General features: G+C 57.9%; 11 protein-coding genes, 1 tRNA gene and 1 pseudogene. 2 read left to right on the top strand and 11 right to left on the bottom strand.

Going from position 1 to position 8,510, the window contains the following annotated elements; translation table 11 throughout:
• Window positions 1-37: 37 nt before the first annotated feature.
• The 11 genes from Q1W40_RS10800 to Q1W40_RS10850 all read right to left on the bottom strand — a co-directional run bounded on the left by Q1W40_RS10800 (window position 38) and on the right by Q1W40_RS10850 (window position 6,458).
• On the bottom strand, window positions 38-490 hold the full coding sequence (locus Q1W40_RS10800; protein WP_300711766.1) for a CHC2 zinc finger domain-containing protein: 453 nt from the start codon (window positions 488-490) through the stop codon (window positions 38-40).
• A gap of 12 nt (window positions 491-502) precedes the next feature.
• Entirely contained in the window at window positions 503-751 is a 249-nt protein-coding gene (locus Q1W40_RS10805; protein WP_300711768.1) for an AlpA family phage regulatory protein, read from the bottom strand.
• A 99-nt stretch (window positions 752-850) separates the two neighbouring features.
• The gene (locus Q1W40_RS10810; protein ID WP_300711770.1) at window positions 851-1,474 is read right to left on the bottom strand and encodes a hypothetical protein; all 624 of its coding nucleotides are present in this window, start codon (window positions 1,472-1,474) and stop codon (window positions 851-853) included.
• Window positions 1,475-1,731: 257 nt separating this feature from the next.
• Window positions 1,732-1,819: transfer RNA gene (locus tag Q1W40_RS10815), tRNA-Ser, on the bottom strand.
• A gap of 70 nt (window positions 1,820-1,889) precedes the next feature.
• Window positions 1,890-2,549 carry an urease accessory protein UreG gene (ureG, locus tag Q1W40_RS10820; protein WP_300711772.1) on the bottom strand — a complete coding sequence of 220 codons (660 nt, stop codon included), beginning with the start codon at window positions 2,547-2,549 and terminating at the stop codon, window positions 1,890-1,892.
• Entirely contained in the window at window positions 2,546-3,235 is a 690-nt protein-coding gene (locus Q1W40_RS10825) for an urease accessory UreF family protein (protein WP_300711774.1), read from the bottom strand. Before Q1W40_RS10825 ends, ureG begins: the two co-directional genes overlap by 4 nt.
• Window positions 3,225-3,905 (bottom strand): urease accessory protein UreE, encoded by a 681-nt coding sequence (ureE, locus tag Q1W40_RS10830; protein WP_300711783.1) that lies wholly within the window; start codon window positions 3,903-3,905, stop codon window positions 3,225-3,227. The genes Q1W40_RS10825 and ureE overlap by 11 nt, the downstream gene beginning before the upstream one ends.
• A 15-nt stretch (window positions 3,906-3,920) precedes the next feature.
• Window positions 3,921-5,639 (bottom strand): urease subunit alpha, encoded by a 1,719-nt coding sequence (ureC, locus tag Q1W40_RS10835; RefSeq protein ID WP_300711776.1) that lies wholly within the window; start codon window positions 5,637-5,639, stop codon window positions 3,921-3,923.
• Between the two features lies 1 nt (window position 5,640).
• Window positions 5,641-5,946, bottom strand: coding sequence for an urease subunit beta (locus tag Q1W40_RS10840; protein ID WP_300711778.1), 306 nt, complete (start codon window positions 5,944-5,946; stop codon window positions 5,641-5,643).
• Between the two features lie 7 nt (window positions 5,947-5,953).
• Complete coding sequence (locus Q1W40_RS10845) at window positions 5,954-6,118, bottom strand: hypothetical protein (RefSeq protein WP_300711780.1); 165 nt, start codon at window positions 6,116-6,118, stop codon at window positions 5,954-5,956.
• A gap of 37 nt (window positions 6,119-6,155) precedes the next feature.
• The gene (locus Q1W40_RS10850) at window positions 6,156-6,458 is read right to left on the bottom strand and encodes an urease subunit gamma (RefSeq protein WP_108322333.1); all 303 of its coding nucleotides are present in this window, start codon (window positions 6,456-6,458) and stop codon (window positions 6,156-6,158) included.
• Window positions 6,459-6,682: 224 nt separating this feature from the next.
• On the opposite strand from Q1W40_RS10850, the gene urtA reads away from it, so the two are divergent.
• Both urtA and Q1W40_RS10860 read left to right on the top strand, forming a co-directional pair.
• Window positions 6,683-7,954, top strand: coding sequence for an urea ABC transporter substrate-binding protein (gene urtA / locus Q1W40_RS10855; RefSeq protein WP_300711785.1), 1,272 nt, complete (start codon window positions 6,683-6,685; stop codon window positions 7,952-7,954).
• A 171-nt stretch (window positions 7,955-8,125) separates the two neighbouring features.
• A pseudogene (locus tag Q1W40_RS10860) lies at window positions 8,126-8,510 on the top strand (urea ABC transporter permease subunit UrtB); the annotation flags it as partial.

Genomic DNA, 8,510 nt, shown 5'->3' on the forward strand with positions numbered 1-8,510 from the left:
TCCGTTGGAAAAAATTCTACTTCTCAGTCCTTTGGTTCTAGGGGATGATTACCATGCGACAAGCACAGATCAAGAGTCTGTCGCGATCCTCGTCAGTCAAATATTCTTTTCGAGCCATGTCGGAGGCGATCATGGCTACCACCGTTGACTCAAAGCCCAAAACCTCAAGAGAAGCTCTGGGTGAAAGCGTGGTTAGCTTTTGCAATTTTTGAGGGCGGCCATCGTCAACCCAAGTGCCAAGCAACTTTGCAGCTTGAATGAACTCTTGCCCGTATGCTGCCACCTGATAGGCCAGAACGTCTCCGCCTCTTGCACCGCAGTTCATACAGCGAAACGCACCTGTTTTAACGTTTACGCGCATTGAATCACTACCACCGTGAAATTTGCACTCTGTAGTTTTCCAAGATGCCCCACTTGGTCCGCTGAGGTGCAATCCTTCAGATTCGTAGTACTCGGTCGGATTGGGCAATAGATTGCGATCGAATGTCATACAGACCTCCACTCAAAATTTCATTGAGAGGAGGCCTCGATCGTTATGCAATTTCTGCACTAGCGATCGAATTTGTTCATCAGAACATCCGGCAATTCGCGCCCCACAAATTGCAGTTACTTCACTGTCAGGCCAACCCACTGAGCGTCGGCAAATTTTTACAGGTTTAGTGAACAGGTTTTCGCGGATCGCTTCGTATACGCTTGTATTTGAGCGATACCCCAACTCACCCTTCACTTTTTCAATGCGCCAGATGGCCATGCTGAACTCCTTTGAACCTCGTCACATGACGATGGTTGGAAGATAAGTTCAGCTTCAAAAAAACGGAATTCCGCGTGCTACTCAGACAGTATGGTGTAACTAGCACACACTACTTTTTTTGTTCTTGCTCCACCGCCTGACCCATTCATAGGCTGTTTGTTCTGTCACTGAGACAACCTTATGAGAAATGAGCTTCCTGGCTGCATCCCGCATTGAGGTGCAAGCTATGAAATTTGCTTCAAGCCACTTTTCGGCTTCTGAATTCTTTTCCCGAAAATGTTTGTTGACTGCTGAACCGCCTCTGGAACGAGCATCAATTGCGGCTTGGATTCTTGCATTGCTCACATCAAGTTCCTCCCTCAACAAAAGCGCAATTTCAAGCTTCACCCCATCACCCTCGATGAGATTTTTAAATACAGGTACTAAGGCAGGAAATATTGCCTTGAGCATGTGTTGATACTGAGTCAATCGATCAGCGAGCAACTTGCATGCAGCAAAGGCTGAAACAGCTTCATTTCTAAGGAAAGACAAGTCACTCGATGACTCGAGCTTCTTCAAATACTCAACTCCCTCGTCGCCAATTGCTTTACTCAACTCCCCCTTTTGTAGCTTCAATTTATTTCTTGAGTCGTCCAATTTTTGAGCTTTCCCCAAAACCTTGACGATTTTTTCAAGCTCTTTGACTACAGCGACATCAGTGGCCAAGCCATCAATAGATGACACTACCTTATGAGTCTCTACAGATGGCAAAAAGGTAGGATCACTATTTGAGTCTGCTGGATGAACTTGTCTGGACGTGGATTTCTTTGGTCTAGCCATAGGTTAATAATGCCAGCCGCGAGCCAACCTGTACGGAAATTTTGTTGGTAGCTTAAACCTCCCACCCTGACAAGAAAGTCCGAAAAGGTGGACTTAAAGGTGGATCGAATAATTTAGACAAGAAAAAACCCTAAATTAATCAATAACTTAGGGTTTAGTTTTGGCGGAAGCGGTGAGATTCGAACTCACGGACCCTTGCGAGTCGACGGTTTTCAAGACCGTTGCAATCGACCACTCTGCCACGCTTCCTTGGGGTGAGATTGTAGCGAGTTAAAACGCAGGTTTTCCCCTTCCCACCGTCCTTCCTGCCCAAAGTGACTCAAGCGGGATGAAGCATGCCCCGTTTTTCGATGAAGGCCACCACTTCGGCCAGGCCATCCAGGGTTTTCAGGTTGGTCATGACCCAAGGGCGGGTCTCGCGGTTGGGGCGCATCCGGTCGGTGTCGGCGCGCATCACTTCCAAGTCTGCACCGACATGGGGAGCCAGGTCGGTTTTGTTGATGACGAACAAATCACTCTTGGTGATGCCGGGGCCGCCTTTGCGCGGGATTTTTTCACCAGCGGCCACATCGATCACATAGATCGTGAGGTCACTCAGTTCGGGGCTGAAGGTGGCGGCCAGGTTGTCGCCGCCGCTTTCGATGAAAACCACATCGGCATTGGGAAACTTCTCGAGCATGCGGTCGATGGCTTCGAGGTTGATGGACGCGTCCTCGCGGATGGCCGTGTGCGGGCAGCCGCCCGTTTCTACACCCATGATGCGCTCAGCGGGCAGGGCGCCGCTCACCGTCAGCAGGCGCTGGTCTTCCTTGGTGTAGATGTCGTTGGTGATGGCGATCAGGTCCCAGCGCTCGCGCATGTTTTTACACAGCATCTCCAGCAGCGTGGTTTTGCCGGAGCCGACCGGCCCGCCAATGCCCACGCGCAGGGGCGGCAGCTTTTTAGTGCGGTGGGGGATGTGGTGCAGTGGAGTGCTCATGATCGGAAGATGCGTGAATATTGGGTTTCGTGGCGGGCGGACAGGATGGCCAGCATGGGGTTGAAGGCCTGGCGATCCTCGTCTTGGAGTGCCATGGCCGTTTGGACGGCCAAAGGGATTTCACGGGCAAGCCGCGCCAGCATGCGTTGGCCCGCGCTCTGCCCCAGCGGCACGGCCTTGAGGGCGGCCTGGGTCATGTTCTCGGCCCAGCCAAAGGCACAGGCTTGCAGGGCTTGGTCGATGGGCGTTTGCGCCAACGACAAGGCCAGTGCCATGGCCAAGGGGTAGGTGGGCGGTAATTTTGCGCAGCAGGCCAGTTGCGCGTCGCTCGCTTGCTGCAGGTTGCGCAGCCAGTCGAGCAGCGAGCGGCCCATCTGTTCGGTTTGCAGGCGCATCTCGGCGGTTTCGCGGGTGGCCATGACCCAATCGTTCAGCGCTTGCAGCCGGGCGGTGTCGCCGCGCTGCCAGGCGGGGATGGCTTGCGCCATCACCGCCATGTCGCCACGCGACTGCGTCAGGTGCAGCTGGTCCACCACCCAGTCGGTGGCGCTGGTTTCGTTGTGCACCAGGCCTTGTTCGATGGCCGCTTCCAGCCCTTCTGAATACGAGAAGCCGCCAATGGGCAGCGCAGGCGATGCGAGCCAGATCAGTTGCAGCAGGCCCGACGGCGCGGTCTCAGTGTTCATGACCGCAGCCGGGGCCGTGCACATGGGGTTGAGCGGGGGCCGAGCGGATCGGGATGGCGATGCGTTTGCCTGCCGGTGGCGTGACTGCCGGGACCGCATGTTCGTGCTGGCCATCAGGTCCGTGCACATGCGGCTTGGTGTGGGCTGCGGCTTCATGGCCCGCATGCGCATGACCATGTTCGTGGCTGTGCCCATGCCCATGTGAAGATGCACCGTGATCGCCATACGCACCATTTTCGGGCTCGAAGGGCTCAGACACCTCCATCACCGTCATGTGCATGGCGCGCAGCATGTCGGCCAGCACATGGTCGGGCTCGATTTTCAGGTGGTCGGGTTGCAGCTCGATGGGCACATGGCGGTTGCCCAGGTGGTAGGCGGCGCGGGTCAAGTCAAAGGGCGAGCCGTGTTCGGCGCAGGCCGTGATGCGCAGCACCGCTTGGGGCGCTGCCTCGACGCGCACCAGTGAGCCGTCCTCGGCCACCAGCACATCACCGCCGCGCACCACGGTGCCACGGGGCAAGAACACGCCCAGCGCACGGCCGGTGCTGTCGGTCGCGTCAAAGCGGCTTTTTTGACGGGTGTCCCAGTCGAGTGTGATGGTGCTGGCGCGCTTGACCAGCACACTGGCCAGGCCACGGCCTTGCGGCATGAGTTTGGAGCAAATGAGCAGAGCGGACATGGGCGTTCAGAACAAAAAGTAGCGTTGCGTCATGGGCAGGCTGATGGCCGGTTCGCACACCAGCAGCTGGCCGTCGGCGTGCACCGCGTAAGTTTGTGCATCGACTTCCATGCGGGGCGCGTAGTCGTTGTGGACCATGTCCTTTTTGCCAACCTTGCGGATGTTTTTCACGGCGCTTAGGGTTTTGGACAGGCCATAACGTGCACCAATGCCCGCATTCAAACCCGCTTGCGAAACGAAGGTCAGCGAGTTGCGCGTGAGCGCGCCGCCAAAGCTGCCAAACATGGGGCGGTAGTGCACCGGTTGGGGTGTGGGGATGGACGCATTCGGGTCGCCCATGGCGGCCAGCGCGATGAAGCCGCCCTTCAGGATGAGCGCGGGTTTGACGCCAAAGAAGGCCGGTTTCCAGATCACCAGGTCAGCCCATTTGCCCACTTCGATGCTGCCCACTTCGTGGCTCATGCCGTGCGCGATCGCGGGGTTGATCGTGTACTTGGCGATGTAGCGTTTGACGCGTGCGTTGTCGTGGCGGTCGGTGTCGCTAGGCAAGCTGCCGCGCTGCTGCTTCATCTTGTGCGCCGTCTGCCAGGTGCGGATGATGACCTCGCCCACCCGGCCCATGGCCTGGCTGTCGCTGCTCATCATGCTGATGGCGCCCAGGTCGTGCAGGATGTCTTCGGCCGCAATGGTTTCCTTGCGGATGCGGCTTTCGGCAAAGGCCAGGTCTTCGGCAATCGCCGGGTCCAGGTGGTGGCAGACCATCAGCATGTCCACATGCTCGTCGAGCGTGTTGATGGTGTAGGGCCGCGTCGGGTTGGTCGATGACGGCAACACATTGGCCTCGCCCACCACTTTCAAGATGTCGGGCGCGTGCCCGCCGCCCGCGCCTTCGGTGTGGAAGGTGTGGATGGTGCGGCCCTTGAAGGCGGCCACCGTGTCTTCCACAAAGCCCGACTCGTTCAGGGTGTCGGTGTGGATGGCCACTTGTGTGTCGGTGGCTTCGGCCACGTTCAGGCAGTTGTCGATGGCCGCAGGCGTGGTGCCCCAGTCTTCGTGCAGCTTCAAGCCAATCGCGCCTGCGCTGATTTGCTCGTGCAGCGCCGCAGGCAAAGCGGCGTTGCCCTTGCCCAGAAAGCCCAGGTTCATCGGGAAGGCATCGGCCGCTTGCATCATGCGTTCGATGTTGAAAGGGCCGGGCGTGCAGGTGGTGGCAAAGGTGCCGGTGGCCGGGCCCGTACCGCCGCCCAGCATGGTGGTCACGCCGCTGGCCAGCGCCTCGTCGATCTGTTGTGGCGCGATGAAGTGGATGTGCGAGTCGATGCCACCGGCGGTGACGATCAGGCCTTCGCAGCTGATGATCTCGGTGCCGGGGCCAATGACGATGTCCACGCCCGGTTGTGTGTCGGGGTTGCCTGCTTTGCCGATGGCGGCGATGCGGTTGCCCTTGAGGCCAATGTCGGCCTTGACGATGCCCCAGTGGTCGATGATCAGCGCGTTGGTCAACACGCAGTCCATCGCCCCCTCGGCATTGGTGCGCTGCGATTGCGACATGCCATCACGGATGGTTTTGCCGCCGCCGAACTTGACCTCTTCGCCATAGCCACCGGCTTGCAGCGTGAAGTCTTTTTCCACCTCGATGATCAGGGCCGTGTCGGCCAGGCGAACGCGGTCGCCCACGGTGGGGCCGAACATTTCGGCGTAAGCGCGTTTGTCGATGTGGGCCATGTCAGAGTTTCCCTTGCGTCAAGCCACGAAAGCCGAATACCACACGGTCGCCTGCATAGTCCACCAGTTCCACGGTGCGTTGCTGGCCGGGCTCAAAGCGCACGGCCGTGCCCGAAGCGATGTTCAAGCGCATGCCACGCGCCTCAGCGCGGTCAAAGCGCAGGCCCGCATTGGTCTCGGCAAAGTGGTAATGCGAGCCCACCTGAATGGGGCGATCGCTGGCGTTTTGCACCACCAGGGTGCAGGTGCGGCGACCGACATTGATCGGGTGTGTGCCGCTGTCAATCAAAAGTTCTCCGGGTGTCATCAGGGCCTCACTTGCCGCGGCCGATGAACCAGGCGGCCAGCGCCATGGCACCCAAGGCCACAAAGCCCCAAGCGTCGGTGCTGTGCCAGTGCGAGCCACTCAGGCCGTGTCCGTCGTGTGCCATGGCCTTGGCCGCTGCAGTGGCGATGAAAAGCGTTGCGAGATTTTTCATGGGAATGTCTCCAAGTGGGTCGGGCTGAGAGGGGTGTTTAAACGATAGGTTGGTGCACGGTCACCAATTTGGTGCCGTCTGGAAATGTCGCTTCGACCTGGATGTCGGGGATCATTTCTGCGATGCCGTCCATCACATCGGCACGCGTCAAAACGGTGCGGCCTTCGCTCATCAGTTCGGCCACAGTCTTGCCGTCCCGTGCGCCTTCCATCACTGCGGCGCTGATCAGCGCGATGGCTTCGGGGTAGTTCAGTTTCAGGCCACGGGCCTTGCGGCGCTCGGCCAACAAAGCGGCTGTGAAGATCAGCAGCTTGTCTTTTTCGCGAGGGGTGAGTTCCATATTGGTGCGTGCTTGGGAAGTGAATCGGTGCGATGGGGTCAATGTAGCAAAGAGCATGCCTCTTTATAGGGAGTGGCCATTTTTCTAGCGCATGGCTGGGCCATTTGGTGGTGCATGCGCGCAGTTGAAAAAGTTGGCACGGGGTTTGCATGAGAGGGTTCAGCGTTGCAAGCGCTCCGCCTTTTGTTGAATCCATTTACTTTCCTGATTGGAGTGATCACATGATGAACCGTCGTGGCAATCTCAAAGCCCTCGCTACAGCTGCTGCCATTGTGGCTGGCAGCTTGACCCTCTCCGTGCAAGCCTTGGCTGCCGACACCATCAAAGTCGGCGTGCTGCACAGCCTGTCGGGCACCATGGCCATCTCCGAGACCGTGTTGAAAGACACCGTGCTCATGGCCATCGACGAGATCAACGCCAAGGGCGGTGTGCTCGGCAAGAAGCTCGAACCCGTGATCGTGGACCCCGCCTCCAATTGGCCCCTGTTCGCTGAAAAAACCAAGCAGCTGCTCGGTCAAGACAAGGTCTCGGTGATCTTCGGTTGCTGGACTTCGGTCTCGCGCAAATCGGTGCTGCCCGTGGTGGAAGAAATGAACGGCCTGTTGTTCTACCCCGTGCAGTACGAAGGTGAAGAGCTGTCCAAGAACGTGTTCTACACCGGCGCTGCGCCCAACCAGCAAGCGATTCCTGCCGTGGACTACCTGATGAGCAAAGAAGGCGGCGCGGCCAAGCGTTGGGTCTTGCTGGGCACCGACTATGTGTACCCCCGCACCACGAACAAAATCTTGCGCGCTTACCTGAAAAGCAAAGGCGTGAAAGAGTCTGACATCGACGAAAAATACACACCGTTTGGTCACAGCGATTACCAAACCATCGTGGCCGACATCAAGAAATTCTCTGCCGGTGGCAAGACCGCTGTGGTCTCCACCATCAACGGCGACTCCAACGTGCCTTTCTACAAGGAACTGGGCAACGCTGGCCTGAAAGCCAAAGACGTGCCTGTGGTGGCCTTCTCTGTGGGTGAAGAAGAATTGCGCGGCGTGGACACCAAGCCATTGGTGGGCCACCTGGCTGCATGGAACTATTTCATGTCCATCAAGAACCCTGCCAACGACGAGTTCACCAAAAAGTGGGCGGCTTATGCCAAGGCCAAGAACATCGCCGGTCACAAAGACAAGCCTTTGACCAACGACCCGATGGAAGCCACTTACATCGGTATCAACATGTGGAAGCAGGCGGTTGAAAAAGCCAAGTCCACCGACACCGACAAAGTGATCGCAGCGATGGCTGGCCAAACCTTCAAGGCACCGAGCGGCATCACCAGCAAGATGGACGAGAAGAACCACCACCTGCACAAGTCGGTGTTCATCGGTGAGATCAAGGCCGACGGCCAGTTCAACGTGGTGTGGAAGACACCGGGCCCCGTCAAAGCCAAGCCATGGAGCCCTTACATCCCTGGCAATGACGTCAAGCCTGACGAACCTGTCAAGAAGTGATCGGGTCTGAATGTCATTCCTGCGCAAGTGGGAATCCATGAAAGCCAAGGAGATGGATCCCCGCGTTCGCGGGGATGACAAAACATCTGAATGTCATTCCCGCGCACGCGGGAATCCATCTCTGGTCCGAGCTTGCCTTGGCGAGCAAATGCTGAACATGAGATGAGCAAAATGAAAAGATGGATTGTGAAAGGCGCGTTGATCGCCAGTGCGGTGTGGGGCCTGACGGCTGCGCATGCCTTGACGATTCAGGAGGCCCGAGGCATCGCGACCGGAGACAGCGATGCGCGTGTGCAAGCCTTGGCCAAAGCGGTGGCCCAGGGGGATGAAAAAACGGCGGCCTATTTGCAAGCGCTGGCCGACGATGTGGTCAAAATTGCCAAAGACCAGGTGCTGGTCGTGCGTGATGGCCAGGGCACAGACCCGGTCACAGGCCAGTCGGTGCAAGTTCCAGATGATGCCGAAGACGTGATGCTGAACAACCGCCTGCGTGGCGAGCTGGACACCGCCTTGGCGGCGCTCAAGTTGTTCAGCCCCGATGTGAAGGTGCGCCGCT

The organism is Limnohabitans sp. (assembly GCF_030158565.1).
GTDB lineage: Bacteria > Pseudomonadota > Gammaproteobacteria > Burkholderiales > Burkholderiaceae_C > Limnohabitans_A.

Bases quoted from the DNA above. Each gene is read 5' to 3' on its own strand.
- Q1W40_RS10800 (WP_300711766.1), bottom strand. From the start codon at position 490: ATGACATTCGATCGCAATCTATTGCCCAATCCGACCGAGTACTACGAA.
- Q1W40_RS10805 (WP_300711768.1), bottom strand. From the start codon at position 751: ATGGCCATCTGGCGCATTGAAAAAGTGAAGGGTGAGTTGGGGTATCGC.
- ureG (WP_300711772.1), bottom strand. From the start codon at position 2,549: ATGAGCACTCCACTGCACCACATCCCCCACCGCACTAAAAAGCTGCCG.
- Q1W40_RS10825 (WP_300711774.1), bottom strand. From the start codon at position 3,235: ATGAACACTGAGACCGCGCCGTCGGGCCTGCTGCAACTGATCTGGCTC.
- ureC (WP_300711776.1), bottom strand. From the start codon at position 5,639: ATGGCCCACATCGACAAACGCGCTTACGCCGAAATGTTCGGCCCCACC.
- Q1W40_RS10840 (WP_300711778.1), bottom strand. From the start codon at position 5,946: ATGACACCCGGAGAACTTTTGATTGACAGCGGCACACACCCGATCAAT.
- Q1W40_RS10845 (WP_300711780.1), bottom strand. From the start codon at position 6,118: ATGAAAAATCTCGCAACGCTTTTCATCGCCACTGCAGCGGCCAAGGCC.
- Q1W40_RS10850 (WP_108322333.1), bottom strand. From the start codon at position 6,458: ATGGAACTCACCCCTCGCGAAAAAGACAAGCTGCTGATCTTCACAGCC.
- urtA (WP_300711785.1), top strand. From the start codon at position 6,683: ATGAACCGTCGTGGCAATCTCAAAGCCCTCGCTACAGCTGCTGCCATT.